At 68.5% G+C, this 26,836-nt stretch carries 22 protein-coding genes and 1 pseudogene; 13 read left to right on the top strand and 10 right to left on the bottom strand.

What is annotated here, in order from left to right; translation table 11 throughout:
- Position 1: 1 nt before the first annotated feature.
- From ACXYX3_RS13475 to ACXYX3_RS13465, 3 genes are all read right to left on the bottom strand, one after another.
- The gene (locus ACXYX3_RS13475; protein WP_458607849.1) at positions 2-3,253 is read right to left on the bottom strand and encodes a helix-turn-helix transcriptional regulator; all 3,252 of its coding nucleotides are present in this window, start codon (positions 3,251-3,253) and stop codon (positions 2-4) included.
- Positions 3,254-3,322: 69 nt separating this feature from the next.
- Positions 3,323-4,537 carry a cytochrome P450 gene (locus ACXYX3_RS13470; RefSeq protein WP_458607848.1) on the bottom strand — a complete coding sequence of 405 codons (1,215 nt, stop codon included), beginning with the start codon at positions 4,535-4,537 and terminating at the stop codon, positions 3,323-3,325.
- A gap of 131 nt (positions 4,538-4,668) precedes the next feature.
- On the bottom strand, positions 4,669-5,052 hold the full coding sequence (locus tag ACXYX3_RS13465) for a cupin domain-containing protein (protein WP_241207882.1): 384 nt from the start codon (positions 5,050-5,052) through the stop codon (positions 4,669-4,671).
- 75 nt (positions 5,053-5,127) lie between these two features.
- On the opposite strand from ACXYX3_RS13465, the gene ACXYX3_RS13460 reads away from it, so the two are divergent.
- Genes ACXYX3_RS13460 through ACXYX3_RS13450 form a run of 3 tightly spaced genes read left to right on the top strand, consistent with a single transcriptional unit; the run spans position 5,128 to position 8,579 of the window.
- Positions 5,128-6,789, top strand: coding sequence for a tetratricopeptide repeat protein (locus ACXYX3_RS13460; protein ID WP_458607847.1), 1,662 nt, complete (start codon positions 5,128-5,130; stop codon positions 6,787-6,789).
- Positions 6,790-6,798: 9 nt separating this feature from the next.
- The gene (locus ACXYX3_RS13455; RefSeq protein ID WP_458607846.1) at positions 6,799-7,278 is read left to right on the top strand and encodes a nucleoside deaminase; all 480 of its coding nucleotides are present in this window, start codon (positions 6,799-6,801) and stop codon (positions 7,276-7,278) included.
- Positions 7,275-8,579 carry an alpha-amylase family protein gene (locus tag ACXYX3_RS13450; protein WP_458607845.1) on the top strand — a complete coding sequence of 435 codons (1,305 nt, stop codon included), beginning with the start codon at positions 7,275-7,277 and terminating at the stop codon, positions 8,577-8,579. The genes ACXYX3_RS13455 and ACXYX3_RS13450 overlap by 4 nt, the downstream gene beginning before the upstream one ends.
- Before the next feature lie 18 nt (positions 8,580-8,597).
- On the opposite strand, the gene ACXYX3_RS13445 is transcribed toward ACXYX3_RS13450, so the two are convergent.
- Positions 8,598-9,029: a DUF1810 domain-containing protein gene (locus tag ACXYX3_RS13445; RefSeq protein WP_458607844.1), complete on the bottom strand. Its 432-nt coding sequence runs from the start codon at positions 9,027-9,029 to the stop codon at positions 8,598-8,600.
- A 190-nt stretch (positions 9,030-9,219) separates the two neighbouring features.
- On the opposite strand from ACXYX3_RS13445, the gene ACXYX3_RS13440 reads away from it, so the two are divergent.
- Positions 9,220-10,215 (top strand): esterase family protein, encoded by a 996-nt coding sequence (locus tag ACXYX3_RS13440; protein WP_241207887.1) that lies wholly within the window; start codon positions 9,220-9,222, stop codon positions 10,213-10,215.
- An 85-nt stretch (positions 10,216-10,300) separates the two neighbouring features.
- Positions 10,301-10,522 (top strand): hypothetical protein, encoded by a 222-nt coding sequence (locus ACXYX3_RS13435; protein ID WP_458607843.1) that lies wholly within the window; start codon positions 10,301-10,303, stop codon positions 10,520-10,522.
- A gap of 18 nt (positions 10,523-10,540) precedes the next feature.
- Here the strand turns inward: ACXYX3_RS13435 and ACXYX3_RS13430 are convergent, their stop codons facing one another.
- From ACXYX3_RS13430 to ACXYX3_RS13420, 3 genes are all read right to left on the bottom strand, one after another.
- A complete protein-coding gene (locus tag ACXYX3_RS13430) occupies positions 10,541-11,818 on the bottom strand; it encodes an ATP-binding protein (RefSeq protein ID WP_241207888.1) in 1,278 nt (425 codons plus the stop codon).
- A gap of 88 nt (positions 11,819-11,906) precedes the next feature.
- A complete protein-coding gene (locus ACXYX3_RS13425) occupies positions 11,907-12,644 on the bottom strand; it encodes an SDR family oxidoreductase (RefSeq protein ID WP_458607842.1) in 738 nt (245 codons plus the stop codon).
- Positions 12,641-13,564 carry an NADP-dependent oxidoreductase gene (locus tag ACXYX3_RS13420; protein ID WP_458607841.1) on the bottom strand — a complete coding sequence of 308 codons (924 nt, stop codon included), beginning with the start codon at positions 13,562-13,564 and terminating at the stop codon, positions 12,641-12,643. The genes ACXYX3_RS13425 and ACXYX3_RS13420 overlap by 4 nt, the downstream gene beginning before the upstream one ends.
- Before the next feature lie 107 nt (positions 13,565-13,671).
- On the opposite strand from ACXYX3_RS13420, the gene ACXYX3_RS13415 reads away from it, so the two are divergent.
- The 6 genes from ACXYX3_RS13415 (at position 13,672) to ACXYX3_RS13390 (ending at position 19,314) form a co-directional block, all read left to right on the top strand.
- Positions 13,672-14,109 carry a nucleoside deaminase gene (locus ACXYX3_RS13415; RefSeq protein ID WP_458612080.1) on the top strand — a complete coding sequence of 146 codons (438 nt, stop codon included), beginning with the start codon at positions 13,672-13,674 and terminating at the stop codon, positions 14,107-14,109.
- Between the two features lie 28 nt (positions 14,110-14,137).
- Entirely contained in the window at positions 14,138-16,462 is a 2,325-nt protein-coding gene (gene lon / locus ACXYX3_RS13410; protein WP_458607840.1) for an endopeptidase La, read from the top strand.
- Positions 16,463-16,567: 105 nt separating this feature from the next.
- Positions 16,568-16,900: a TfoX/Sxy family protein gene (locus ACXYX3_RS13405; protein WP_241207893.1), complete on the top strand. Its 333-nt coding sequence runs from the start codon at positions 16,568-16,570 to the stop codon at positions 16,898-16,900.
- A gap of 37 nt (positions 16,901-16,937) precedes the next feature.
- A complete protein-coding gene (locus ACXYX3_RS13400) occupies positions 16,938-17,582 on the top strand; it encodes an HhH-GDP family DNA glycosylase (protein ID WP_458607839.1) in 645 nt (214 codons plus the stop codon).
- 134 nt (positions 17,583-17,716) lie between these two features.
- Positions 17,717-18,313 (top strand): hypothetical protein, encoded by a 597-nt coding sequence (locus tag ACXYX3_RS13395; RefSeq protein WP_458607838.1) that lies wholly within the window; start codon positions 17,717-17,719, stop codon positions 18,311-18,313.
- Between the two features lie 14 nt (positions 18,314-18,327).
- On the top strand, positions 18,328-19,314 hold the full coding sequence (locus ACXYX3_RS13390; protein WP_458607837.1) for a malate dehydrogenase: 987 nt from the start codon (positions 18,328-18,330) through the stop codon (positions 19,312-19,314).
- Here ACXYX3_RS13390 and ACXYX3_RS13385 read toward each other — a convergent pair whose 3' ends face one another.
- A complete protein-coding gene (locus ACXYX3_RS13385) occupies positions 19,315-20,790 on the bottom strand; it encodes an acetyl-CoA acetyltransferase (protein ID WP_458607836.1) in 1,476 nt (491 codons plus the stop codon).
- A gap of 3 nt (positions 20,791-20,793) precedes the next feature.
- Positions 20,794-23,133: a CaiB/BaiF CoA transferase family protein gene (locus ACXYX3_RS13380; RefSeq protein WP_458607835.1), complete on the bottom strand. Its 2,340-nt coding sequence runs from the start codon at positions 23,131-23,133 to the stop codon at positions 20,794-20,796.
- Positions 23,134-23,247: 114 nt separating this feature from the next.
- Here ACXYX3_RS13380 and ACXYX3_RS13375 point away from each other — a divergent pair, with 114 nt between their 5' ends.
- Together ACXYX3_RS13375 and ACXYX3_RS13370 are read left to right on the top strand one after the other, a co-directional pair.
- Complete coding sequence (locus ACXYX3_RS13375; protein ID WP_458607834.1) at positions 23,248-25,707, top strand: phosphoketolase family protein; 2,460 nt, start codon at positions 23,248-23,250, stop codon at positions 25,705-25,707.
- Positions 25,708-25,758: 51 nt separating this feature from the next.
- Positions 25,759-26,516 (top strand): annotated as a pseudogene (locus ACXYX3_RS13370) (lysostaphin resistance A-like protein).
- A 26-nt stretch (positions 26,517-26,542) separates the two neighbouring features.
- On the opposite strand, the gene ACXYX3_RS13365 reads toward ACXYX3_RS13370, so the two are convergent.
- Positions 26,543-26,812 carry a GlsB/YeaQ/YmgE family stress response membrane protein gene (locus tag ACXYX3_RS13365; protein ID WP_241207902.1) on the bottom strand — a complete coding sequence of 90 codons (270 nt, stop codon included), beginning with the start codon at positions 26,810-26,812 and terminating at the stop codon, positions 26,543-26,545.
- Positions 26,813-26,836 lie beyond the last annotated feature (24 nt).

Here is a 26,836-nt window from a genome sequence, read left to right as displayed (position 1 = left end):
CTCAGTCCGAATGGCGGGCAGCTTCGGCGGCCAGCTGGACTCGTGAGGTGAGACCCAGCTTGGCGTAGACGTGCGTGAGATGCGTCTGAACGGTGCGATCGGAGATGAAGAGGCGTGTAGCGATCTCGCCGTTCGACAATCCCGAGCCGACGAGGTTCGCGACGCTTTTCTCCGTGGGCGTGAGGGCTTCCCACCCGTGAGTGGATCGTCGGCGCTTGCCGAGCCCTCGCTGCGCGTATGCAATCGCCTCGTCCCGGGTCAACGCCGCCCCCTCAAGCCACGTAGTGTGGAAAACGCTCCGTCCCAATGCCTCTTGCGTGGCGGCGATGGCGGCCTCCCGTTCTTCTTCGAGGAAGGGCAGGCGAACCAATCCGGTGTGATCACGAACCACCTGCGCGGCGGCCCAGAGCCGGCAGGCGACGTCGTGACCGCCGCGGGCTCCGGCGGTCGTCGCCAGGATTTCGAGAACGTCCGGAAGTGGGTGGTAGGCCTGCACCCGTGCACACTCAACAAGCGCGGTAACCGCGTCATGACGCGCTGACTCGATGTCGCTCTGGGCGAGCAGCACATACGCGCGGTCGCGAAGTGCACACGCCAGATGCCACCCCCGTCGCGTCGAGACGGCGCGGTCTGCCGCGGCACGGGCATCGACGTGCCGGCCCCCGTGCAGCGCCACCAGCGCAGCGGGATTCACGCTCAACATGGCGAATGCGGGCTCATCGCCTAGACGTTCATCCGCGGCGCGGCTCGCACTTGTCGCTGTTTCGACATCGCCGGCAGCGAGGGCCGCGGTCGCCTTCGCCCCGAGTGCCAAGCCCTCGAGCGAGGATGTGAAAGCAGTGGACGTTTCGACAGCTGTGCTGGCCGTATCGCACGCCTGCACCACCTCCCCCAGGGCTACGAGTGGGAAGACCAGCAGGATTTGCGCGACCACCTTCGCCTGCGCGTCATGTGCTCGATCGGCGATGTCGATCAACCCACGAATCTCCGTGATGGCCTCTACGCATTCGCCTTTCATATACAGAGCATCACCGATGGCCCAACGACTCCATCGGTACGCGGAATGATCTCCGATGACGTCACCGATATCGCGCCCTTCGACGCCATAGCGGAGACCGGCTACAGGATCTCCTGAACCAGACACCGAGGCGTACGACGCGAAGGCGAGGACCTGGCCGAGACTCAACAAATCTCCCGACGTCCTGGCAAGTTCTTCCGCTTCGGTCAGGTGAGGCAGTGCGAGATCTGGGGCGAACGCCTCAATCGCACCGCATGCGGTCAGAGCCCGGGCCAGGAGCGTCTCCTCGCCCACCTCTCTGGCGAGAGCGAGCGCTTCTTGGGCCTCAGCGAAGAAGTCGAGCTCAACGACATGGGCGGCAAGAATTGCCCTGTTGGCCAGCGTCTGAGCTCGCACCTTCGCCGGCACCTGCGAGGAATCCGGACCGGCGAGGACCGCGTCGAACCACGCCGCGCCTTCGACGACACGGCCCGTGCACAACCACACCGGCTGCAGCGACGACGTGAGCCGCATTGCCCGCTCGGTGTCGCCGGTTTCGCGTGTCCACGCGAACGCCGACTGAAGGTTGTCCATTTCCTGCGCCACGGCCTGAACGCGGTCGGCATGAACTTCCAAGGACGCGGTGTCGAGCAGGGCGGCGACTCCACAGAAATGGGTGCAGTGCCGGTCCCGCACGGTGTCTGCGTCCCCGCATTCGGCCAAGCGTTCCGAGGCGAATTGCCGGACGGTCTCCAACATGCGATAACGCGTCGTGCCCGCCCTGTCCTCGGCGTGGACCAGAGATTTGTCCACCAGGAGGGTGATCAGATCGAGCACCTGCCAGCGATCGATGTCCGTCGCGGCAACGACGGCCTCAGCGGCCGCGAGGTCGCAACCGCCGACGAAGACTGCGAATCGCCGGAACAGTGCCTGCTCGGATTCGGTCAAGAGGGCGTAGGACCATTCGACGGATGCACGCATCGTCTGCTGGCGTCGTACCGCCGTGCGCGCGCCGCCGGTGAGTAGCCGGAAGCGATCGTGGAGGCCATCGGCGATCTCGGTCAAAGACAGCGATCGGAACCGCGCAGCGGCCAGTTCGATGGCCAGCGGCATACCGTCGAGCCGGTGGCAGATGTCAGTGATGGACGCGATGTCTGCGTCGTCCCAGTCGATATCTGGCCGCACCCGACGAGCTCGGTCAATGAAAAGTTCCCGCGCTTCGCCGGTTGGCGGCAGGGGCGACACCAGCCATGTGATCTCTCCGGCCACTCCCAACGACTCTCGACTCGTTGCAAGTACGACCAGACCGGGGCAGTTAGCGAGCAGCGTACTCGTCACCGACGCGACGGCGTCGACCAGATGCTCGCAGTTGTCGAGGACCACCAAGATCGGCTGTGTCCCGATGTCATGGGCGAGCGCATCGAGCATGGACCTGCCAGGCTGGTCGGGCAATCCGAGAACACGGCCCACCGCGATCGGAACGGCATCGGCGGCATTGACAGCAGCGAGATCGACGAACCAAGCGCCGCCGGTGAATCCGGTCGCCAGCTGTACACCGAGATGCTGCGCGAGCCGTGTCTTACCGATCCCGCCTGCACCGGTGAGCGTCACCAGGCGATGAGTCGACAACGCCATTCTGACGTTGGCCGTGTCGTGTTGTCTGCCGATGAACCGGGTGAGGTGCACCGGAAAGTTGTGGTGTGCGGTCTCCGGCAGTGTGCGCAACGGTGGGAACGCTTGGGGCAGATCGGCATGGCAGAGTTGCAGCACCCGCTCTGCACGGGGCAGATCGCGTAGTCGATGGTTGCCGAGTTCGGTGAGCCACGACCCCTCGGGCAGGTGATCGACCACCATGGATTCGGTCGCCCCGGACAACACCGTCTGTCCGCCGTGTGCCAGATCGCGCAGGCGCGCGGCGCGATTGATCACGGGGCCGGCGTAGTTTCCCTCGTCCCTCAGCTGCACCTCGCCGGTATGGATTCCGATACGCAGGCGGATGGGTTCGGGTACCGCGTGCTGGATATCCAGGGCGCACGACAGCGCATCGGTGGCGCGCGCGAAAGCCGCTACGAAACTGTCCCCCTCGCCCTGTTCCACGGGCCGCGCCCCGTGATGTGTCGAAATTCCCTCTTGCACAACGGTGTTGAGCGTTCTGAGTGCATCGTTCATCTCTGTGGGCCGGGCTTCCCACAGACGAGTGGAACCCTCGACATCCGCAAGGAGCAGTGTCACGGTTCCCTGTGGTAGCGCGCTCATGGTCCACCCCGTCCACATTCGGCTGTGCCGAGTGACAGTGTCTGTCATGTTAGTTGGTCGCAAGCTCATTCAGTAGCCGTTGTCGAACACCACTGGAAGCGAGGTGGGTCCGGTGATCCCCGTGAGCGCCTTCCACGTCGCTGGACCGTCCTGTCGGATGCGCGGCATGCGTCGCGCCAACAGCGTCAACGCCTCCGCCAACTCGATGCGGGCCAGGTGCGCGCCGAGGCAGTAGTGAACGCCACCGCCGAACGTCAGCATCGCGCGCGCGCCGGACCGGGTGATGTCGAACTCGTCGGGGTGGTCGAATACGGCCGGGTCTCGATTGGCGGCAGCGGTGTTGACGACCACGGTGGCGCCGGCGGGCAGCGTGATGCCCGCGAAGTCGACGGGTTCGGTGCAGACGCGGAATGTCGTGAAGACGACCGGGCAGAAGCGCATCACCTCCTCGACGGCCTGCGGAGCCAATTCGGGCCGGCGCGCCAGCAGCTCCCACTGGTCGGGGTGCCGGCAGAAGACCTGCACGGCGGCGGCCAGCTGGTTGCGGGTGGTGTCTGTGCCGGCCATCAGAAGGGTGGCGGCGAGATTGAGCAGTTCTGGACGACTCAGGCGGTCCCCTTCGAATTCTGCGCGCATGAGAGCGCCCATCAAGTCGTCGGCACCGGATTCTTTCCTCCGGCAGATCATGTCGTCGAGGTAGGTCTCCAGAGACCGCCACGCCCGCACGATGTCAGGAGCGTCGGTACTGACGTTCCAGTCGAATAGCTTGAACACATCATCGGCCCAGCGGGAGAACAGGTGCCAGTCCTCTCGGGGGGTGCCGAGCAATGCACAGATGATCGGCACCGGGTACGGGCGGGCGATGTCGTTGACGACGTCACAGCGCCCGGTTGGTGCGAATCCGTAGACGAGCTCTGCGATGACATCGGCACAGACGGTGCGCAGGCGCCCGGCTGCGCGTGGCGTGAACGCCTGAGCCACCAAGCGGCGCAACCGATGATGTTCGTAGCCGTTCAGATTCAGCAGGCTGCCGGTGACGATTTCCCAGAGCTCACCTGAGGTTATCCCCTGCGCAGCGAGGATGAAGCCTTCTGGCATTGCGAATCGCCCGTCGCGCAGCGCTGTTCGCGCCAGGTCGTAAGTCAACAGCTCCGGTCCGTGCGGACCGAGGGCGATCGGCGATCGTTCTCGAGCTGACCGGATCAGTTCGTGCGCGGTCTCGACGTCCGCGGCGTGCTCGAAGTTCAGGGTGGGCAGGTCGTGGGCGATGTCTGTCGATCCCATGGCGGAGGACCCCCGGATGGTGGTGTCGACCCGTGCGAGTGCCCGGGTACATCGACTATCCGTGCTTCGGCGCCGCGGAACATCGGCACAACCGCGTATACCGACCTCGGGGGGGTCGTAGATCGAGGACCTCAGTCCGCGACGAACGGTACCGATGCGTCGTCGCCCAGCACCACGTACATGCGGCGCCACGGGTCATCGCCTTCGAGGCGCCACTGGTGACCAGACCCCGTGGTGTCCTCGGCCAACAGCACATCTCCGGGTGAGAGCCGGAAGCGTTCGCCGTCACGCGTGGTGAACAGCAACGTGCCCGCCAAAGTGACGACGAGCTGACGAACCGGTGCGGTGTGCCAGGCCAGTGTGCCGCCCGAGGCCGTCTCCTCCACCGTCACCGACGTCACCGCAACGGTCGCCGACACGAGGTCGTCATTGCGGCCCGGCCGCATGTCCAGCCGACCGATCTGTACGTGCGACGCGTCGTCGGCACCGGTCCACAGACGTACGCAACGGATCATGCGCGCCACCGTAGCCGCCGGTCCCGATCGCCGTACACCTCGTGGCACCGCTGTCGCTGAATTATCGTGCCGACTATGAGCGCGCCGCCCATCGAGCCGTACTACGACCTCGGCTCCTACCGCCGGCCGACCGACACGCCATCGGCGGGCGCGCAGGTGTGGTTCGACCGGGGCATGGTGTGGGCCTACGCGTTCAACCACGACGAGGCGATCGCCTGCTTCGAACGCGCACTCGCCCAGGACCCGGACTTCGCCCTGGCGCGGTGGGGTGTCGCCTACGCGATCGGGCCCAACTACAACAAGGCGTGGGAGGCGTTCGACCCCGCCGACCTCACCGCATCGGTCACCCGAGCGCGTGCCGAACTCGCGCGGGCCGCCGACGGGCGCGCCGGAGTGGTCGAGCGGGGACTGATCGCCGCGCTGACGGCGCGGTTCCCCACCGACGATCCGGATGACGCCGATGCGCTGCACGCCGGGCATGCCGCCTACGCCGACGCGATGACCGCGCTCGCGCGAAGCCATCCCGACGACATCGACGTCGTGGCGTTAACCGCCGACGCGCTGGTCAACATCTCCGCGTGGGCATTGTGGGACACCCGCACCGGCGAGCCCGCGCCCGGCTCACGAGTGCTCGAGGCCCTCGAGATTCTCGACGCGGCGCTCGCCACCCCGGCCGGACGCGCACACCCCGGCATCCTGCACCTCTACCTGCACGCCATGGAGATGTCCGCGACACCGCAGAAAGCGCTGCCCGCCGCCGACCTGCTGCGCGGCTTGGTGCCCGACGCCGGTCACCTTCGGCACATGCCCAGCCACATCGACGTACTGTGCGGCAACTACCACGATTCGGTGATCGCCAATCTTGCTGCCGTACAGGTGGATCGACGCTTCGTCGAACAGTCGGGCCCGCTGAACTTCTACTCGCTCTACCGCGCCCACAACCTGCACTTCGTGGTCTACTCGGCCATGTTCGAGGCCAACCTTGGCACGGCGCTGTGGGCCGCCGACGAGCTGTCGGCCCAGCTGACCCCCGAGTTGCTGCGCATCCCCTCACCTCCGATGGCGGACTGGCTGGAGGCGTTCGTGCCGTTGCGGGTGCACGTGCTGATCCGCTTCGGGCGCTGGGACGACCTGATCGCGCTGCCACTGCCCGAAGACGCCGATCTGTACTGCACCACCACCGCGACCATCCACTACGGCCGCGGCGTCGCCTACGCCGCGACCGGCCGGCTCGCCGAGGCGCACGCCGAGCGGGAGGCCTTCGCCCGGGCCCATGCACGGATCCCCGAGAGTCGCTATCTCTTCAACAACACCAGCCGCGACATCCTGGCCGTCGCCGCCGCCATGCTCGACGGTGAAATCGCTTATCGCGCGGGAGAATACGAGGACGCGTTCGCCCATCTGCGGCGCGCGATCGCGCTGGACGACGCGCTCCCCTACGACGAACCGTGGGGCTGGATGCAACCCACCCGGCACGCCTACGGCGCGCTGCTGCTCGAGCAGGGCCGCGTCGAGGAGGCCGCCGGGGTCTACGCCGCCGACCTCGGGCTGGACCCGACGCTGGCGCGGTGCTGCCAGCATCCCGGCAATGTGTGGAGCCTGCACGGATACCACGAGTGCCTGACCCGGCTGGGCCGCGACGGCGAAGCGGCCATCATCGCCCGGCAGCTCGAACTCGCGGCCGCCCGCGCCGACGTGCCGATCCGGGCGTCGTGCGCCTGCCGCATGGATGCGTAGACTTCGCCTGTGTCTCTCAGCGCCGCGGACGTCGATCACCTGCGCCGCTGCGTGGACCTGGCCCGCCGCGCCCTCGAGTCGGGCGACGAACCGTTCGGCTCGATTCTGGTCGACGCCGACGGCGAGGTGCGATTCTCTGATCACAACCACGTGGCGGGCGGGGATGCCACCCGTCATCCGGAGCTGGCGATCGCGCTGTGGGCCGTCGAGCACCTCAGCCCGCAGGAACGCGCCGCCGCGACCGTCTACACCAGCGGCGAGCACTGTCCGATGTGCGCGGCCGCCCACGCGTGGGTGGGCCTGGGTCGCATCGTCTACGCGGCCTCCTCGGCGCAATTGACCGGTTGGCTGCAGGCCTGGGATTCGCCGTCGCCGCCTGTCGCTGCGTTGCCGGTGAGCGCCGTAGCACCGGGCGTGCCGGTCGACGGCCCCGCACTCGAGCTCGCCGACACGATGAAAGCCCTGTACGAGAAGGCCTTTCGGCGATGAGCGAGCCGGACTGGGTCACCCACGCCATCTGGTGGCACCTCTATCCCCTCGGTTTCGTCGGTGCGCACCCGGCCGATCCGCCCCCGGGGCCCGATGAGCACCGGCTGCGACGGATCGTGGACTGGCTCGACTACGCCCGCGATCTCGGCGCGTCCGGCATAGCGCTCGGTCCGGTGTTCGCGTCGCAGACCCATGGATACGACACCACCGATCATCACCGCATCGATGCACGCCTCGGTGACGACGGTGACTTCGACCACCTGGTCGCCGAAGCGCACGACCGGGGACTGCGCATCCTGCTCGACGGCGTGTTCAATCACGTCGGCACCGACTTCCCCCGCTATCGCGACGCACTCGCCGGCAGTGACACGTCGTGGTTCCGCGTGCGGGGCGGCGAGTTCGCCACCTTCGAGGGCCACGGTGGTCTGATCGCGTTGAACCATCGCAACCCCGAGGTGGTCGACTACGTCGTCGACGTGATGTGCGATTGGCTCGGTCGCGGCGCCGACGGATGGCGCCTGGACGCGGCATACGCTGTGCCCGACCGCTTCTGGGCGCAGGTGCTGCCCCGGGTTCGGGACCGGTACCCCCAGGCGTGGTTCGTCGGTGAAGTCATCCACGGTGACTACGTGGTGCGGGTGACCGACTCCGGCTTCGACTCGGTGACCCAGTACGAGCTGTGGAAGGCGATCTGGAGCAGTCTCAACGACGCGAACCTGCACGAACTCGACTGGGCGCTCAAGCGGCACAACGAGTTCCTCGACACCTTCGTGCCGATGACGTTCATCGGCAACCACGACGTGACCCGCATCGCGAGCCAGTTGGACAACCCCGACCACGTCGATCACGCGCTGGTGGTCCTGATGACCACCGGTGGAACCCCGAGCATCTATGCCGGCGACGAGGTCGCCTATCGCGGTGTGAAAGAGGAACGCTTCGGCGGTGACGACGCGGTGCGGCCCGAATTCGGTTCTCCGCTCGACGGGGTGGGCGAGCACGGGCACCAAGTCCTGCGTGCCCACCAGCACCTCATCGGACTGCGACGGCGCCACCCCTGGCTGCACACCGCGCGTACGGCACCGCTGCAGGTGACCAACACCGGCTACGTCTACGCGTCCCGGGCCGGAGACGACGCGCTGCTCGTCGGCCTCAACGTCGCCGACGAACCCCTGCCGATGGCGTTGCGCGAGTTCGGATTCGACGAGGCCGAAGTGGTGGCCGGGTCCGGGGCACCACCGGCGGAGACGGTCAGCGAGACCGCGGTGCCACCCCACGGGTGGCTCATCCTGGCGCCTCGCTGAATCGGCCTCAGTGCCGGCTCAGCGCAACAGCTCCAGCGTCGCCGCGTCCTCCTCGCCCCCGTAGAAGGCGTCCAACACGTCGGTGAACACCGAACCGCCACCGGCACGTGCGAACAGCGTCATCGACGAGCGCACCTTCAGATCGTCGGGATTGCCGAGGATGTCGCGCGCCGCGCGGTCGCGGTGGGTCAGGAGCGCAGCAGTGCACTCCTGTAGACGAGGACCGAGGACCGGATGGGCGAGATAGGCCACGGCTTCCTCGAGGGAGGCCAGCCCGAACCGGTACGCGGTGGCGCTGCGCCCGAGGCCGCGCATCTGAGGGAACACGAACCAGATCCAATGGCTGCGTTTTCGGCCCGCGCGCAACTCTGCCAGGGCCGTCTCGTAGGTCCCGGCCTGGGCGTCGGTGAAGCGCTCCAGGTCGAACGTGTCTGCGTCGTGAGTACTCATCTGTGGTCCGAGTGTGGCAGGGCCGCGGCGATGATCACTGCGCCGAGTCGTAATCGTTAGCCAACCGCGACCGCGAATCGCTGTGTCGGACAGCGGATCGGGAACATCGAACGTGTTCCATGGCGGATGCACACGACGGCACGTTTGCGCGACATGTGGACTTGTGATGAAAGGTGGGTTGGTTGCCGTTATGAAGTTGAGAGAGAAGTTTCGAGGTCGGTGGGCACGCCGGATGGCGGCCGTCGCCCTGGCTGTCACCACGCTGCCCGGGCTGATCGGCTTCGTCGGGGGATCGGCGACTGCCAACGCGTTCTCCCGGCCGGGCCTGCCGGTCGAATACCTGGATGTGTTCTCCGCGGCCATGAACCGCAACATCCGGGTGCAGTTCCAGGGTGGCGGCCCGCACGCCGTGTACCTGCTCGACGGTCTGCGCGCCCAGGACGACTACAACGGCTGGGACATCAACACGCCGGCGTTCGAGTGGTACTACCAGTCGGGTCTGTCGACCATCATGCCGGTCGGCGGGCAGTCCAGCTTCTACAGCGACTGGTATCAGCCCTCGCGGGGCAACGGTCAGAACTACACCTACAAGTGGGAGACGTTCCTGACCCAGGAACTGCCCGCCTGGCTGGAGGCCAACCGCGGAGTGTCGCGGACCGGCAACGCGGTCGTCGGTCTTTCCATGGCCGGTAGCGCGTCGCTGACCTATGCGATCTACCATCCCCAGCAGTTCATCTACGCCGCCTCGCTGTCGGGCTTCCTGAACCCGTCCGAGGGCTGGTGGCCGATGCTGATCGGGCTCGCGATGAACGATGCGGGCGGCTTCAACGCCGAGAGCATGTGGGGTCCGTCCTCGGATCCGGCGTGGAAGCGCAATGACCCGATGGTCAACATCAATCAGTTGGTGGCCAACAACACCCGGGTCTGGATCTACTGCGGCACCGGTACCCCGTCGGATCTCGACTCGGGCACGGCGGGCCAGAACCTGATGGCGGCGCAGTTCCTCGAGGGCTTCACCCTGCGGACCAACATCAGCTTCCGCGACAAGTACATCGCGGCCGGTGGCACCAACGGGGTGTTCAACTTCCCTGCGCAGGGCACGCACAGCTGGGGCTACTGGGGCCAGCAGCTCCTGCAGATGAAGCCGGACATCCAACGGGTGCTCGGAGCTCAGGCCTCGGCCTAGTCACCCACCACACTCAGAGAGCCTGCCGTTTCCCCCGAGCGGCAGGCTCTCTGCCGTGTGCGGGCAGCCGAAAAGTGACCAGGCGATGACCACCGAGGGTCGCGGCATCCGCACGCGTTTGGACCGACACCACCCCGGGGTATCACGCGGCTCGTCGGGCGCGATGGCCGCGCCGACGTCGAGGCCCTTGGAGACAGCCGTGATCCCGTTCATTTGCCCCACCTGCGGTTCGGTCGACATCGACATCGATTTCGGCTCGTCAGACTGCACCTCGTGCGTCGGCGGCGGTAAGGATGCCGCGGCGTGACGCGGCGGCCTGAGGCCGCTACAACCGCGTCCGCTGCTCGATGTCTCTGGTGAACTCGCCGAGCATCGCGTCGGTGAGAGTCGGTCGCGTGTCGGCGATCGCCGCGAGGTAGTCGTCGGTGCACGCCGGTTCGCCGCGGCGCGACTCGATCTCCCGCTCGAACGCGGACAACGCACCTTTGCGCGCGGCGAACTCGATGTCGGCGGGTGTGAACATGTCCGACGCCTCGACGAGCTTGTCGACCTCGACCGCCGCGGCGTTGCCGCCCAGATACCGTGTCCAGATCGCCCGGCGCGCCGCCTCGTCCGGCGGACCCACCGGAATGATGTAGTCGAACCGCCCGGGCCGCAGGAACGCCGAGTCCAGCGAGCTGACCGAATTCGTCGCGCAGATCAGCAGCCGTTCCTCGTGTTGCCGAAATGTCGGGATCAACTTGAGCAGCTCGTTGGTGACGCCGTGCGACGGGTCCGACGGCACTCCGGAGCGAGAGCCCGCGATCTCCTCGACCTCGTCGATGAACACGACCGCGGCGTCGAGTTCGGTGAGATCGGCGAACACCTCCCGCAGAGCCGCGGGCATCGCCACGCCGGGCGCGGCCAACCGGGACGGGAAGATCTCCACGAAGGGCCAACCGAGGCGGCCGGCAACGGCTTTGGCGAAGCTCGTCTTGCCGGTGCCGGGCGGGCCGAACAGGATCACCGCCTTGGGTGGTGACACTCCGTAGCGGGCGGCGAGATCGGGGCGCGCGAGAGGCGCGACGATGCGCCGCTCGATCATCTGCTTCTCGACCTCCATGCCGGCCATCTCCTGCCACCGGCCCGGGTTGATGAGCTGGCCGCCCAGCGCCGAGAGCACTCCGGTGTCCGACGCGCCGACGTGGTCGATCTTTTCGAAGTACCGCAGATCCGCCCGTTCGGTGTATCCGGAATTGCGCAGCGCGGCAGCGCCTGTGGCGTCGGCGGGAAGCAACACGCTGATGCGGCGGGCGCCGAGGCTGCGCAGCCGCAGCTCCAGTTCGGCCAACAGTGCGCTGCCGATCCCGCGGTTGCGCCAGCGGTTCGACAGGGCGACCATCGAGATCCAGGCCCGGTCCGCGGCGACGTGGGCCACCGCCATGCCGACCAGCTGATCGTCGACCACGGCCACCACCGCCGGTTGACCGGACCGTGCCGCTGCGACCACCTCGGACACCGGGAACGCCGGCGGTGCCTCACCGGGTTCTCGGCTCTGGTCCCAGACCGAGATCGCCTGATCGAGGTCGTCGTCGTGGAAGTCGCGCAAACGCCAGAGGGGCATACCACCACGTTGTAGCGGCCGGAAGCGCCATCCCGCATCGCCCCGGCGGGTGGTCGGCTCGGGGGATCACCTTCTCCCCCATCCGGTGTCAGCCCTGCCGGGTGGGCCGGATCGTCAGATCGCCGATCTCCACGTCGTGCGGCTGCTCGATGGCGAATGCGACCGCGCGTGCGACCGCATCGGCAGGCAGGCCGAACTCATCCATCTGCGCGCGGATGTGGGCGGCTAGGTCGGAATCGGTGACGGAGCCGTCCAACTCGGTGTTCACGAAGCCCGGCGATATCGACGTGGTCCGCACGACGCCGTCGGTCGATTCCTGGCGCAGCGCTTCCATCACGGTGCGTACCGCGTTCTTGGTGGCCGCGTACACGCCCATCGTCGGGACGATCTTCAGACCTGCGGTCGACACCGTCGTGACGATGTGGCCGCGGCCCTGGCGGTGGAACACGGGCAGCGCGGCGGCGATGCCGTACAGCACCCCGCGCATGTTGACGTCGATCATCGCGTCCCACCCGGCGACGTCACCGGCGGCCATCTCCCCGATCGTCGCGATGCCGGCGTTGTTCACCAGCACGTCGAGACGGCCGAAACGCTCGACGGCGGTGTCGATGACCCGTTGCACATCCGCGGCCACCGTGACGTCGGCGGAGACGGCGACCGCGTCGTTCGGGAGCTCCTGCACCAGCGCGGCCAACCGGTCGGTGCGGCGCGCGGCCACCACCACGCGGGCGCCGCGAGCGGACAGCAGGCGCGCCGTCGCTTCGCCGATGCCACTGCTGGCGCCGGTGATCGCGACGACCTGGCCGGTGATCGGGTCCGTGGTCACGGGCGCAACACCACCTTGCCGCGGCTGTGGCGGGCGGCCAGATCGGTGTAGGCGGCGCGCACCTCGTCGAGCGGGTAGACCGCGGCGATGGGGAGGTCCAGGTCGCCGCGGGCGATGAGGCTGGCCAGCTCGGTCAGGTCATCGATGCCCGACTCGGCCCCGCCGACGGACAGCACGCCGAACCGCTCCACGGCGGCGAAGTCGATGATCGTGTCCACGCGCTGGGGGGCCACCCCGAGTTCGGTGACGGCCATCTCGACGTACCCGCCGCCGAACAGGTCGAGGAAGGCGTCGACACGCCCGCCCGGCGCCGCGGCCCGCAACCGCTGCGCGAGGCCGTCACCGTAGTTGACGGGGACGACCCCGTGGTCACGCAACCAGTCGTCGTTGGCCGGGCCCGCGATGCCCAAGACCGTCGCACCGGTACGCACGGCGAGCTGAACGGCCAGGCTGCCCACACCGCCCGCGGCCGCCGACACGGCGACCGTGTCCTCTGCGGTGAGCTTCAGTGACCGCACCGCCGCGCACGCCGTCGTACCCGCGACGGCCAGCGATCCCGCCTGCTCCCACGACAGTCCCGCAGGTTTGGGGGTGACTTGGTCGGCCGGAACCGCGACGTACTCGGCGTGGCTGGACCGTTCGTCGGAGAAGCCGAGAACCTCGTCGCCCACGGACACGCCGCTGACATCCGGCGCCACCTCGGCCACGACACCGGCGACGTCGCTGCCCTGACCCGACGGAAACGTCGCGGGCCACCGGTCGTGCAGGAAACCCTCCCGGATCAGGGCCTCACCCGGGTTGATGCCCGCGGCGCGCACCTCGATCAGCACGTGCCCGGGGCCGGGCACGGGTCGCGGCACGTCACGGACATCCAGGACCTCGATGCCGCCGTAATGGTCGAATCGGACTGCTCTGCTCATGAGGGCTACGACCCGCCACGGCTCAGGACTATTCCGCGGGAGAACCGGTTATCAGTCAGTTCGTGGATTTCGCGCAGCGCACCGTCGATCTCGCCCGCCAGAACGTGATGGAGGGCGGCCGGCCCTTCGCGACGGTCATCGCCCGCGACGGGCAGGTGCTGGCCGAGAGTCCGAACCTGGTGGCTCAGACCAACGATCCGACCGCCCACGCCGAGATCCTGGCGATCCGCGCCGCCTGCACGGCCGTCGGGTCCGAGCACCTCACCGGCGCGACCATCTACGTGCTCGCCCACCCGTGCCCGATGTGTCTGGGATCGCTGTACTACTGCTCCCCCGACGCCGTCGTCTTCCTCACCCAACGCGACGAGTACGCGCCGTACTACCAGGACAACCGCAAGTACTTCGAGCTGGCCACGTTCTACGGCGAGTTCGGGAAAACCTGGCAGGACCGTCGTCTGCCGATGCATCACCAGCCCCACCCCGACGCCCTCGACGTCTACCGGCTCTGGCAGAAACGGGAACAAAGTCCTTCGCCACAAGGTTGAGCGCATCAGATTCAACTTTGGAGGATTGATGGCTGAAGTCTTGCAAGTCCCGGTCTTGTTCGTCAGCGAGCCGATCGTGCTGCCCGGAATGGTGGTGCCGATCGAGCTCGATGACGCCGCCCGGGCCGCGGTCGACGCGGCCCAGGCAAGCCAGACCGGCAAGCTGCTGATCGCGCCCCGGCTCGACGATCGCTACCCCACCTACGGTGTGCTGGCGTCGATCGTGCAGGTCGGTCGCGTGCCCGGCGGCGGTGCGGCCGCGGTGGTGCGCGGTGAGAAGCGTGCCCACATCGGTACCGGCGCCACCGGCCCCGGCACCGCCCTGTGGGTCACGGTCGACGAGGTCGCCGACCCCGAGATCACCGACGAGACCCGCACGCTTGCCGCCGAATACAAGAAGCTGCTGCTGGCGATGCTGCAGCGCCGGGAGGCGTGGCAGATCGTCGACGTGGTCAACAAGATCACCGACCCGTCGGCGCTGGCCGACACGGCCGGCTACGCGTCGTACCTGTCGGACACGGAGAAGCGTGAACTGCTCGAGACCGAGGACGTAGCCGCCCGGCTGCGGTTGCTGATCGGCTGGACGGGCGATCATCTGGCCGAGACCGAGGTCAACGACAAGATCGCCGAAGACGTGCGCGCCGGGATGGACAAGCAGCAGAAGGAATTCCTGCTGCGCCAGCAACTGGCCGCGATCCGCAAGGAGCTCGGCGAGGGTGAGCCCGAAGGGTCCGACGATTACCGGGCCCGCGTCGAAGCGGCCGAGCTGCCGGAGAAGGTGCGCGAGGCCGCACTGCGCGAGGTCGGCAAGCTGGAACGCTCCAGTGACCAGAGCCCCGAGGGCGGCTGGATCCGGACGTGGTTGGACACCGTGCTGGATTTGCCGTGGAACGTCACGACCGAGGATTCGACCGATCTCGCTGCGGCGCGCGGCATCCTGGACGCCGACCACCACGGTCTGGACGACGTGAAGGACCGCATCGTGGAGTACCTGGCCGTGCGGGCCCGTCGCGCCCAGCGCGGCATGGCTGTCGTCGGCGGCCGCGGCTCCGGCGCGGTGATGGTACTGGCCGGCCCTCCCGGTGTCGGCAAGACGTCACTGGGTGAGTCCGTCGCGCGGGCGCTGGGCCGCAAGTTCGTGCGCGTCGCGTTGGGGGGCGTGCGGGACGAGGCCGAGATCCGCGGACATCGCCGCACCTATGTGGGCGCGCTGCCCGGCCGCATCGTGCGTGCCATCGGCGAGGCGGGATCGATGAATCCCGTTGTGCTGCTGGACGAAATCGACAAGGTCGGCTCGGATTACCGCGGCGATCCGTCGGCCGCGCTGCTGGAGGTGCTCGATCCGGCGCAGAACCACACGTTCCGCGACCACTACCTGGATCTGGATCTGGACCTCTCCGATGTGGTGTTCCTGGCGACGGCCAACGTCATCGAGAACATCCCGCAGGCGCTGCTGGACCGCATGGAGCTGGTGCAGATCGACGGGTACACCGCCGACGACAAGGTGGCCATCGCCCGGAACTACCTGCTGCCCCGGCAGGCCGAGCGTGCCGCGCTGACTGTCGATGAGGTGACGGTGACCGACGAGGCACTGCACAAGATCGCCGCGGACTACACCCGCGAGCCGGGCGTCCGCCAGTTCGAGCGGTTGCTGGCCAAGGCGATGCGCAAGGCCACGACGAAGCTGGCGGCGGGTGGGGTCACGAGCCTCATCATCGACGAGCCGGATCTCGTTGCCTACCTTGGCCGTCCGCGCTTCACGCCGGAATCGGCCGAGCGTACCGCGGTGCCGGGTGTCGCGACGGGATTGGCCGTGACGGGTCTCGGTGGCGACGTCCTCTACATCGAGGCCGGCTCCACCGAGGGTGAGCCGGGGCTGGCGCTGACCGGTCAGCTGGGCGACGTGATGAAGGAGTCGGCGCAGATCGCGCTGTCCTACGTTCGTGCCCACGCCGCCGAGTTGGGCGTCGACCCGGCAGCGCTGGACCGCCGCATCCATGTGCACGTGCCCGCGGGCGCGGTGCCCAAGGACGGGCCGTCGGCCGGTGTCACGATGGTGACCGCGCTGGTGTCGATGGCGACCGGACGCAACGTGCGCTCCGATGTCGGCATGACCGGGGAGGTGACGCTGAACGGGCGGGTGCTGCCGATCGGCGGGGTCAAGCAGAAGCTGCTGGCCGCGCAGCGGGCCGGGCTCTCGACGGTGTTCATCCCGCAGCGCAACGAGCCGGATCTGGACGACGTGCCGGCCGAGGTGCTCGACGCGCTGGAGGTCCGGCCGATGACCGACGTGGCCGAGATCGTCGCGCTGGCTCTCGAGCCGGCGGCCGAGGCTGCCACGGTCGCGGCCTAGTCTGCGCGAGCGCGCGTGTCTGTGCACAGGTGACCGGCGTGTCACGTGCAGATGCGCGCGCTCGTTGCGTCTCACGGTGCGGGTTGTGCCATTAGCGTTGCCGCCATGGCGTACGACACCGATCTCGCCGAGCGGGTCCGCGAACTGGTGGCGGCGCACCGTGGCGTCGACGAGAAGCCGATGTTCGGTGGCTTGGCCTTCCTGGTGGGCGGCAACATGGCGGTCTGCGTGAGCGGCAAAGGTGGGCTGATGGTGCGGGTGCCGCCGGAGGAGACAGAAGCGTTGCTCGCCGACGAGCACGTCGAGCCGATGGTCATGTCGGGCCGAGCGACCCGCGGCTGGGTACGGGTGAGCGCCGACGGGGTGACGGGCGACGCCGCCTTGCGCGGTTGGGTCCGCCGCGGCGTCGACTACGCCGTCAGCCTGCCCGCCAAATAGAAGGTTCCGTGCGGTGCGCCGCGGGTAGCCGACGGCGGTGAGCAACAACGACGGCCAAAAAGACACCGTGCGCCGCCTTCTCTCGGAGGCCGGCGGCACCTATGCCGAGCAGGCCGGAATCACGCCGGCCGACAAGCCCATGCCGCTGTTCGAGCTGCTGGTGCTGTGCATGCTGGCGAGCAAACCGATTGACGCGAACATCGCGATGCGTGCCGCGCGGGAGCTCTTCGGAGAGAAGATCCGCACGCCCGACTCCGTGCTCGCGGCCGAGCGGAAAACCGTCATCGACGCCTTCGGCCGCGCCGGGTACGCCCGCTACGACGAGAGCTCCGCCACCCGTCTCACCCAGATCGCGACCGCGGTCAACGAGGACTATCACGGTGATCTGCGCGGGCTGGCTGACCGCGCAGACGGCGACGTCACCGCCGCCAAGAAGCTGCTCGAGGAGTTCACCGGCATCGGTGACACCGGCGCCGACATCTTCCTGAGGGAGATCCAGGACGTGTGGACCTGGGTGCGGCCCTACTTCGACCCGCGCGCTCTCGGCGCGGCGAAGGAGCTCGGCCTGCCCGACGACCCCGACGAACTGGCGCGTCTGGCCGACGGTGCGTGCGCACCGCTGGCGGCGGCGCTGGTGCGGGTGTCGCTGGACCGCAGTGTGCGTGACGCGCTGATGAGCTGACGCGCACTCGCGGTCGCGCGAGCGCGCGCGCAATCACGGACGCGCACGCGTGTCGGCGTGCAGACACGCGCGCTCGCGAGCGGGAGGTACCCCCAGCTCGCGGAACAACAGGGGTGGCATGCTGGTGCACCGACATGTCTGTGATCACGCGACTCTGCGGTGCGGCAGCGCTGGCGCTGTCGGTCGCCGCCTGCACCGGACCCACCGTCGTCACCACCGACGACACCGTCGCGCCACCCGCCGCCGCACCACCCCCTGCTCCGGAAACCACGCGGCCGAGCAATGCCCACCTGGCCAACGCCTTCGCCTACGCCACCCGTGATCCCGCCGCCGGCACGGTCTACGCCTTCACCACGCCCAGCGGACGTTGGCAGTGCGAGATCACACCGCGCACGCAGGCCTCGTGCGGCAAATCCGGCGGCACCGCCAGCGCGATCGGCATCACCGGGGCTCCCGACGACGTGCCCGACGCCGACGGCGAGCCGTCCACCCCGACCGCGATCCTGGTCGAGCGCACCGCCGACCCCCGGTTCGCCGCACTGCCCGCATCCGCGGTCGACGAACCACCGGAGCTGCCGTTCAACCGCATCCTGGCCGTGGCCGGATTCCGGTGCAATGTGCAGGAAGCGTCCGGCGTGTCCTGCCTCTCGGAATTGTCGGGCAAAGGCTTCACGTTCTCCGCCGACGGCTTCACCACCGCCTACACCGACGTACCCGCCGACGCGCCCTGACTAAGGTCAGGGCCATGCCCGCTCCCGTCACCGTGACCGTCACCGGAGCCGCCGGCCAGATCGGCTACGTCGCGCTGTTCCGCATCGCCGCCGGGGCGATGCTCGGCCACGACACTCCCGTGGTGTTGCGTCTGCTCGAGCTGCCCGACGCCGTGCGCGCCGCCGAGGGCGTGGTCATGGAGCTCGACGACGGCGCCTTCCCCCTGCTCGCGGCCACCGAGATCCACGACGATCCGGTGCGCGCGTTCGACGGGGTCGACGTCGCGCTGCTGATCGGCGCGAGGCCGCGCACCAAGGGCATGGAGCGCGCCGATCTGCTGGGCGCCAACGCGGCGATCTTCGCGACCGCGGGCCGGGCGTTGGGCGCTGGCGCGGCAGCGGATGTCCGCGTGCTGGTCGTCGGCAACCCCGCCAACACCAACGCGCTCGTCGCGGCGGCGCACGCTCCCGACATCCCCGCCGAGCGTTTCACCGCGCTGACCCGCCTCGACCACAACCGCGCCGTCGCCGCGATGGCCCGGCACGCGAGCGTGCCCGTCACCGAGATCCGCCGGATGACGATCTGGGGCAACCACTCACCCACGCAGTACCCCGACATCTTCCACGCGATCGTCGGCGGCCGCGCCGGCGCCGACTACGCCGCCGACACCCGTTGGCTCACCGACGATTTCATTCCGACGGTGGCCCGGCGTGGCACCGCGATCATCGAAGCGCGCGGCGCCAGCTCAGCGGCCTCGGCGGCCAACGGCGCCATCGATCACATCGACGACTGGATCCACGGCACCCCCGACGGAGACTGGACGTCGGTGGCCCTGCCGTCCCCCGGTGCCTACGGCATCGACGAGGGGCTGGTGTGTTCCTTCCCGTGCCGATCGGTCGACGGGCGTTGGGAGATCGTCGAGGGACTGGACATCAATCCGTTCTCGCGCAGCAGAATCGACGCATCGATCGCCGAGCTGCGGGCTGAACGCGACGCGGTGGCCGCGCTCGGACTGCTGTAGTCACTCGAGTGTCGCGGTGCCGTCGGCGTGCACGCGCACGGCCGCACCGGCGATGTCGTCGGTGACCGTGGTCCGGGCCGCCTCGGCGTCGGGCATGACCGCCAGCACCCGGTCTTCGTTCGGGGTGCGTACCGCCAGGAACGCCTTCTCCGGAACGCCGTCGCGGTCGAACGGCGTCGTCCACGTCTCCACCGTGCCGATTCCGGTCCAATCGACCAGCTCGGTGCGGGTCGGCTCCCGATCGACAGCGTCCTGCACGTTCTCCCAGCGGAATTCGTGGTGCGGGGGCTCGGTGCCGTACACGCCGAAACTGTGTTTGGTGAGATAGCCGCCGTTGGCCGTGATCAACCCTCGGGTCCCGGGGTTGGCGGCGAGTTGCTCGGCCATGGTCGCGATGGAGTGCGTGACGTAGTTGTTCCACGGTCCGCCGGCGAACGTCAGCCCGCCGGTGACGGTCAACGGCCTGCCGGGATCGCCGACCGGCAAGCCGAGTTCGGTGGCCGCGACCTGGACGGCCGACGGGAAGCAGGAGTACACGTCGATCAGGTCCATCTCGTCGACGCCGGTGCCCGCCAGTTCGAGTGCGCGCCGGCCCGCGATCCGGATCGCCGGTGACGTGTGGAACTCCGCGCGTTCCCCGATGGCGTAGGTGTCGTGAGCGTCGGTGCCCGCGTACGGGAAAACCCAACGCTCACGCGGGATCTGGAGATACTGCGCCTTCTCCGCGGACGCCACGATCAGCACGGCGCCCTGGTCGACCATGTTGTTGGAGTTCATCAGCTTGGTGTAGGGCCAGCTGATCATCCGGTTCTGCGCCGACGGCTCGTAGATCTCCTCGGCGTTGTAGGCCTGTCGGTTCCACGCGTGCGGATTCTTCGCTGCCACGGCCGAGAACTGCGCCCACAGCGCGCCGATACGCCTGCGGTGCGCGTCGTCGGACTCCCCCGCGGCGATGCGGAGCGCCTGCTCGAACATCGGGTACACATACGACGGACGGTCCAGGTGGATCTTCAGATCGCCCGGGCCGGCCATCGCCATGACCTCGTCCGAGCCGGGTGCCAGCGGCACTGTGTCGTCCTGCTTCGTCCAGTCCGCCTTGGCGCCGGCGGCGCGCATCTTCGTCTTGGTGCGCCACGTCTCGGCGCCGGCGATCAGCACTACGTCGGCGCGGCCCTGCTGGATGTCCAGGCAGGCGAGGTTGACCAGCGTCTGCGGCACGTTGCCGCCGATCCCGGTGTAGCGGGTGGCGGCCTTCTCGGCGCCGATCCGTTGTGCGACGAGGAGCCCGGCGTCGCGATAGCGCCACGAGAGCAGGTTGACCACCCGGACCGCGTCGACGGCTGCCAGTGTCCGCGGATCGGCGGCCTCCCGCGCCGCCGCGACCATCAGGTCGACGGGTTCGACGCTCGCGTTCTCGGTGTGCTGGTTGACCTGGCCGTAGCCGACCAGCACGGGGGTTCTGGGGTCGAGGGACATGGGTCAACCTTCCTGGTGATGGTCGAACAGCACACCTGCGGCCAACAACGCATCGACGCGCTCTGCGGTCAGGCCGAGCACGCGGGTGCAGATCTGACGGGTGTGCTCGCCCGGCATCGGTGCCGGACGGAGTGGGGCACGCGGAATCCGGCGATAGGGGGCCGGCGCCGTCTCGGCGGGAATCGGTTGCTCGAGCAGCGGATGAACCAGCTCGGTGAACACCTGGCGGTGCAGCACCTGGGGATCGTCGGGCACATCCGCTGCGCGGTTCATCGGCGCGGCAGGCACCCCATGGCGCTGCAAGAGCTCGGCGACCTCGAGCTTGTCACGCTGGGACGTCCACGCCGCGAGCGCGGCGATCAACGCCGCCCGCTCGCCGGACAACTTCTCGGCCACGACGGACTCCAGCGCCGCCCGTTCGGCGCCGCCACTCGGCACCGAGATCACGCACCACTCGTCGTCGCCGGCGCACGGACAGACTGCGTGCACGGTGTCGTCGTCGACCACGGAACAGCCTGCGGCACGGGCCGATTCGATGATGTAGCGGTCCGCCAGCTGGTTGACGGCCACCTCGGCCTGCGACAGGTGGACGTGCGCGCCGCGGCCGTCGCGGTTCCGACGGACGAGTGCGGCCAGGGCCGCGACAGCGGTCAGCCTGCCCACCACGTGGTCGGGAAAGATCGTCGTGGCATCGAAGAACTCGCCGGGCGGAGCGTCCGGGGACGTCCACAACCGGGTGATGCCGGTGGAGGCACGGACCAGAGGTCCGTACCCCATCTGGGCGCTCCACGGCCCGTGATCGCCGTAGGCGCTGCTCTCGGCCAGCACGATGTCGGGGTTGAGCTCGCGCAACCGTTCGAACGGAAAGCCGAGCGCGGCAAGGGTTCCCGGCTTGAAGTTGGCGAACACCGCGTCGGAGGTGGCGACCAGACGGGCGAACAGTTCCGCACCCTGACGGTCCCGCAGATCCAGTCCGAGGCTGTACTCGTTGCGATGGGTCAGCGCCCACGACCGGCTCAGCGGCATTCCGGCCGGGGCCTGCCGCAACCCGTCCGGGTAGGCGGCGCTCTCGATCTTGATGACCTCGGCGCCGAGGTCGGCGAACAGCCGGCCCAGTTCACCTCCCGCGACGATCACGCCGAGATCCAGGATCCTCAGCCCCTCGAGCGGATACGTCGGCGCTGGTGTCGTCGGCGTATCGGAATTGGCGGGCAGCGTCCACGCGGGCTCGTCGGTCGCGACATCCGGTGCCGGGACGCGGAACCCGGCGCGCTCACCGTCGACGATGACAGGACCGACGGGAATGGTCAGCATCGCGTCCGGGGTCAGCGCCACCTCGCTCAACGCGCCGGTGAGATGAAAGTGGTCTGCGTGCAACGCTTCTGCGGGGGTGCGGACCGCCGCGATGGGCACACCGCGGTCCCGGCCCTGCGCGACGAGTTCATCCATCGACTGTGGGGAGAACAGCGCGGCGATCGCCTCGTTGAGCTCTGCCGAGGCTGCGTACCGGGCGGCGATCGTGTCGAACTCCGGGCCGGCGAAGCGCGGCGGCTCACCCAGCCACGCGCGCATGCCGCGCCACTGCCGCGGGGACAGCAGGCAGATGCGGACATGGCCGTCACGGCATCCGAAGATGGGGTAGATCTGCTGGTTCCGGGGCCGCCCCCGCCACAGCGCGGTCGGCGGCTTGAGCCCGACGGCGGCCTGGCCTTCGGACCCGTACGGCGGATCGAGCGCCTGCAGAACCGCTTCGAACCGCGAGAAATCGATGAAATCTCCTCGGCCGCTGCGAGTCCGGTCGTAGTAGGCGGCGAGCACCGCCCACGCCGCCTGCACCATGCCCGTCGCCGACCCGATGCCGATGGGTGGCAGCACGGGCGTACCGGTGGTCGGCCCCGTCCGAGACAGTGCCGAGGAGAGTGCGTAGAACACCGCATCGTTGCCCTGCCAGCACGCCCGCGGCCCGGTCAGGCCGAAGTCGGTGATCGACAGCACGACCAGATGGGCGAATCGATCGGCCAACTCGAGCGCTGATGTCCCGAACAGCGTTGCGCCCCCGGGGTTTCCACTGTCGATCAGGATGTCGGCGCTCGCGGCGAGCTCGATCAACCGATCACGATCGACCGGATCGAGCGTCGTGCACCGCTTGTTGGCGTTGTCGATGGCGAAGCCGATTCCCGCGCCGTTGATCGTCGGCCGCGCCGACCGTGCCGGGGCGCCGCCAGGCGGCTCCACCTTCAGCACATCGGCGCCCAGATCGGCGAGAATCCGGCCGACGCCGTCGCCCTCACCGCCGGCCAGATCGAGCACGCGCACGGACGTCAGCAGTCCCGCCTCGCCCATCGATGGTGCCGCCCTCCTGTGGTGCCCGTCGGCGCAAAGATTAACCCGCCGCTCATCGGGTAGGGGTTGACGGTCTGCCGATGCCTAGTTAGATGAGGATGTTGGAAGGGGATCATGACGACAGCCTGGACGACCGTGGACCGGCAGCCGATCAGCGACGAGACGGTGGCGAGGCTGGATCGCTGGTGGCGCGCCGCGAACTATCTGTCGGTCGGCCAGATCTACCTCTTGGACAACCCGCTGTTGCGGACCCCGTTGGCGAGCGAGAACGTCAAGCCGCGCCTGCTCGGACACTGGGGCACCACTCCCGGGTTGAACTTTCTCTACGCCCACCTCAACCGGGTGATCGCCGAGCGGGGTCAGTCCACGATCTACCTGACCGGCCCCGGTCACGGCGGTCCCGGCCTGGTGGCCAACGCCTACCTCGACGGCACCTACAGCGAGATCTACTCGGACATCACCGCCGACGCCGAGGGGATGCGGCGCCTGTTCCGGCAGTTCTCCTTCCCCGGCGGTATCCCGTCCCACGTCGCGCCGGAGACTCCCGGCTCCATCCACGAGGGCGGCGAGCTGGGTTACGCACTGTCGCATGCCTACGGGGCGGCGTTCGACAATCCCGATCTGCTGGTGGCCGCGGTCGTCGGCGACGGCGAGGCCGAGACCGGTCCGCTGGCGACCAGCTGGCACTCCAACAAACTCGCCAACCCCGCGCACGACGGCGTCGTGCTGCCGATACTGCACCTCAACGGTTACAAGATCGCCAACCCGACCGTGCTCGCCCGCATCCCCGAGGACGAATTGCGCAGCCTCCTGGTCGGTTACGGGCATCGGCCGTACTTCTTCGAGGTGACCGACGAGAACGCTGGCGAGCACGCCGATGCGCACCGTCGTTTCGCGACCCTGCTCGACGACGTCCTCGACGAGATCGCCGCCATCAAGGCCCGCGCCGCCGACGGCGACGATTCGAGGCCGGCCTGGCCCATGATCGTCTTCCGCACCCCCAAGGGGTGGACGGGACCCGAGACGATCGACGGCAAGAAGACGACCGGCTCCTGGCGCGCGCATCAGGTTCCGCTGGCCAGCGCGCGCGACACCGCCGAACACCTCGCCGTCCTCGCGGACTGGCTGGCCTCCTACCACGCCGAGGAACTGTTCGACGACGACGGCCGGTTGCACGACGACATCGCCGCGCTGGCGCCCGAGGGCCCGTTGCGGATGAGCGCCAACCCGCACACCAACGGAGGCCTGCTCCTCAAGGATCTGCGACTGCCCGACTTCCGATCGTTCGCTGTCGATGTGCCCGCACCCGGCGCGACCGTCGCCGAGGCCACCCGCGTTCTGGGCGGCTGGCTCACCGAGGTGATCCGGCTGAACCCGGAGAACTTCCGCATCTTCGGTCCCGACGAGACCGCGTCGAACCGGCTGCAGGCCGTCTACGACGCCACCGACAAGCAGTGGAACGCCGAGCTGGCCGGCCCCGAGGTCGACGAGCACCTGGCGCGCGTCGGGCGGGTCGTCGAGATGCTCTCCGAACACCAGTGCCAGGGCTGGCTCGAGGGCTACCTCCTGACCGGCCGCCACGGCCTGTTCAACTGCTACGAGGCCTTCATCCACATCGTCGACTCGATGCTCAACCAGCACGCCAAGTGGCTCAAGGTCACCGACAAGATCCCGTGGCGCCGACCCATCGCGAGCTTGAACTACCTTCTTTCCAGCCATGTCTGGCGCCAGGACCACAACGGGTTCTCCCACCAGGACCCCGGCTTCATCGACCACGTCGTCAACAAGAGCGCCCATGTGGTGCGCGTCTACCTGCCCCCGGACGCCAACACCCTGCTGTCCACCTACGACCACTGCCTGCGCTCACGTCAGTACGTCAACGTCGTGGTCGCAGGCAAGCAGCCCTCCCCCACCTACCTGACGATGGAGCAGGCGATCGCGCACTGCACGCGCGGCCTCGGTATCTGGGAGTGGGCCGGCAGCGAGGAGCTGGGCACCGAGCCCGACGTGGTGCTGGCGGCCGCAGGCGACATCCCGACGCTGGAGGCGCTGGCAGCCGCCGACATCCTGCGTCAACACCTGCCGGAGCTGAAGGTGCGGTTCGTCAACGTCGTCGACCTGATGCGGTTGCAGGACGACACCGAGCACCCGCACGGGTTGTCCACGCGTGACTTCGACATGATCTTCACCACCGACCGGCCGATCATCTTCGCCTATCACGGCTACCCGTGGCTGATCCACCGGCTGACCTATCGGCGGACGGGCCACGCGAATCTGCACGTGCGCGGCTACAAGGAGGAAGGCACCACCACGACACCGTTCGACATGGTGATGCTCAACGACTTGGATCGCTATCACCTGGTGATGGACGTCATCGATCGGGTGCCCTCGCTCGGGCCTCGGTGCGCGACGCTGCGCCAGCAGATGGCGGACAAGCGGATCGCCGCCCGGGAGTACACCCGCGCCTACGGCGACGACATCGGCGAGGTCAAGGACTGGGTGTGGCCCGCGGCCCGTGAGTCCGGGTTCGGCACCGCAGGCGCCGACACCGACACCGGGGGCGACAACGAGTAGCTGACCTGCGGTGATCGCCGGCTTCGGTATTCTGAGCCGGTTATGACGGTGATGACCGGCGCCAGTGCGTCTCCTGAGCCCCACCCTCTGGTGGAACAGCTGGCGGCGTTGCACCACGCCCGCGCCTACGTCGACGTCGGCGTCGTCGTGGTCGTGCTCGCGGTGACCAACCTGATCGCGCACTTCACCACCCCGTGGGCCAACGTGGCCGTGGTACCGATCGCCGCCGTGGGCCTGGTCGCGCTGGTGCGCTCACGTGGGCTGGGCTGGCACGAACTCGGGTTGGGGCGCGAACACTGGCGGTCGGGCGCCGGCTATGCGCTGGGCGCGGTCGCGGTGGTCGGCCTCGTGATCGCCATCGGCGCGCTGCTGCCCTGGACCCGGCCGATGTTCCTCAACAACCACTACGCGACGCTGTCGGGGGCGCTTTCGCGTCGATGATCATCATTCCGCTGCAGACCGTGATCCCCGAGGAACTCGCATTCCGGGGCGTTCTGCACGGCGCGCTGGACCGCGCGTGGGGCTTCCGGGGCGTCGCCGCCGCAGGCTCCCTGCTGTTCGGCCTGTGGCACATCGCCACCTCGCTGGGGCTGACCGCCAGCAACGTCGGGTTCACCCGCATCCTGGGCGGCGGACCGTTCGGCATGATCGCCGGCGTCGTCGGCGCCGTCATCGCCACGGCGGCAGCCGGTTTCGTGTTCACGTGGCTGCGCCGGCGCAGCGGCAGCCTGATCGCGCCCATCGCCCTGCACTGGTCGCTCAACGGGCTGGGTGCGCTCGCCGCGGCGCTGGTCTGGCACCTCAGTTAGACGCGGCGGGCGACCCCAGCGCAGCCCTACCGCTTGGACCGCGTCAGCGCGGTGTAGCCGAGTGTCAGGACTACAGCGGCTGCGATGCTGATGGCCCAACGAATCCAGTCGATACCGCTGGTGTTCGCGTTGCCGGGCCTCGCGATCATGCCCCAGAGCCAATAGCCGATGAGTGCGCCCGCGATGCCGATGACGATCGTGACGATCCACCCCATCGCCTGTTTACCGGGAATGACCAGCCGCGCGAGCGCCCCGATCACGGCGCCGAAGATGATCAGCCCGATGAGTTCTCCGATGCCCATGTGTCCTCCTTCTGGCAG

It is taken from the genome of Mycobacterium sp. Panama NTM2 (assembly GCF_054355555.1).
Note: the sequence above shows the minus strand (reverse complement) of the source record. Positions and strands in the feature narration are given on the sequence as shown.

Excerpts from the sequence above, each read along its gene's own strand:
- ACXYX3_RS13475 (WP_458607849.1), bottom strand. The coding sequence starts at position 3,253 with ATGAGCGCGCTACCACAGGGAACCGTGACACTGCTCCTTGCGGATGTC.
- ACXYX3_RS13470 (WP_458607848.1), bottom strand. The coding sequence starts at position 4,537 with ATGGGATCGACAGACATCGCCCACGACCTGCCCACCCTGAACTTCGAG.
- ACXYX3_RS13465 (WP_241207882.1), bottom strand. The coding sequence starts at position 5,052 with ATGATCCGTTGCGTACGTCTGTGGACCGGTGCCGACGACGCGTCGCAC.
- ACXYX3_RS13460 (WP_458607847.1), top strand. The coding sequence starts at position 5,128 with ATGAGCGCGCCGCCCATCGAGCCGTACTACGACCTCGGCTCCTACCGC.
- ACXYX3_RS13450 (WP_458607845.1), top strand. The coding sequence starts at position 7,275 with ATGAGCGAGCCGGACTGGGTCACCCACGCCATCTGGTGGCACCTCTAT.
- ACXYX3_RS13445 (WP_458607844.1), bottom strand. The coding sequence starts at position 9,029 with ATGAGTACTCACGACGCAGACACGTTCGACCTGGAGCGCTTCACCGAC.
- ACXYX3_RS13440 (WP_241207887.1), top strand. The coding sequence starts at position 9,220 with ATGAAGTTGAGAGAGAAGTTTCGAGGTCGGTGGGCACGCCGGATGGCG.
- ACXYX3_RS13435 (WP_458607843.1), top strand. The coding sequence starts at position 10,301 with ATGACCACCGAGGGTCGCGGCATCCGCACGCGTTTGGACCGACACCAC.
- ACXYX3_RS13430 (WP_241207888.1), bottom strand. The coding sequence starts at position 11,818 with ATGCCCCTCTGGCGTTTGCGCGACTTCCACGACGACGACCTCGATCAG.
- ACXYX3_RS13420 (WP_458607841.1), bottom strand. The coding sequence starts at position 13,564 with ATGAGCAGAGCAGTCCGATTCGACCATTACGGCGGCATCGAGGTCCTG.
- ACXYX3_RS13415 (WP_458612080.1), top strand. The coding sequence starts at position 13,672 with ATGGAGGGCGGCCGGCCCTTCGCGACGGTCATCGCCCGCGACGGGCAG.
- lon (WP_458607840.1), top strand. The coding sequence starts at position 14,138 with ATGGCTGAAGTCTTGCAAGTCCCGGTCTTGTTCGTCAGCGAGCCGATC.
- ACXYX3_RS13405 (WP_241207893.1), top strand. The coding sequence starts at position 16,568 with ATGGCGTACGACACCGATCTCGCCGAGCGGGTCCGCGAACTGGTGGCG.
- ACXYX3_RS13395 (WP_458607838.1), top strand. The coding sequence starts at position 17,717 with ATGTCTGTGATCACGCGACTCTGCGGTGCGGCAGCGCTGGCGCTGTCG.
- ACXYX3_RS13390 (WP_458607837.1), top strand. The coding sequence starts at position 18,328 with ATGCCCGCTCCCGTCACCGTGACCGTCACCGGAGCCGCCGGCCAGATC.
- ACXYX3_RS13385 (WP_458607836.1), bottom strand. The coding sequence starts at position 20,790 with ATGTCCCTCGACCCCAGAACCCCCGTGCTGGTCGGCTACGGCCAGGTC.
- ACXYX3_RS13380 (WP_458607835.1), bottom strand. The coding sequence starts at position 23,133 with ATGGGCGAGGCGGGACTGCTGACGTCCGTGCGCGTGCTCGATCTGGCC.
- ACXYX3_RS13375 (WP_458607834.1), top strand. The coding sequence starts at position 23,248 with ATGACGACAGCCTGGACGACCGTGGACCGGCAGCCGATCAGCGACGAG.